This is a genomic window from Labrys sp. LIt4 (genome assembly GCF_017813775.1).
In the GTDB taxonomy this organism is placed as follows: Bacteria; Pseudomonadota; Alphaproteobacteria; order Rhizobiales; family Labraceae; genus Labrys; species Labrys okinawensis_A.
In genome coordinates, this window is record NZ_JAGIPY010000103.1 from 1 (window position 1) to 256 (window position 256).

1 protein-coding gene is annotated in these 256 nt (G+C 62.5%); it reads left to right on the forward strand.

Features of this window, described 5'->3' with window-relative positions:
• Positions 1-256, forward strand: a 256-nt coding sequence (locus tag J8I29_RS29805; protein ID WP_209434444.1) for a hypothetical protein, incomplete at both ends; no start/stop codon positions are given.

Below are 256 nucleotides of genomic sequence, written 5' to 3' on the forward strand. Positions count from 1 at the left end.
TGGTAACCCTGGTGCAGGGCAATTTTGGCGCAGGGCGGCCTTCCGTGGTCGATGTACCGGCGTTGCCGGCCATGGAAATGAAAGCGCTCCAGGATGCAGCCCCCGAACTGCCCTACATCAAGGGCATCACCCCCGAGTTCATGCGGCATGTCGCCTTGCGTTGGGCGGTGGGTGGGTTGCCGTTCAGTGGCAATCAGTCGCGCAAGATGGGGGGCTGGGTGCGCTTGCGGGACGTGGCAGAAGAACAAGTCGATGA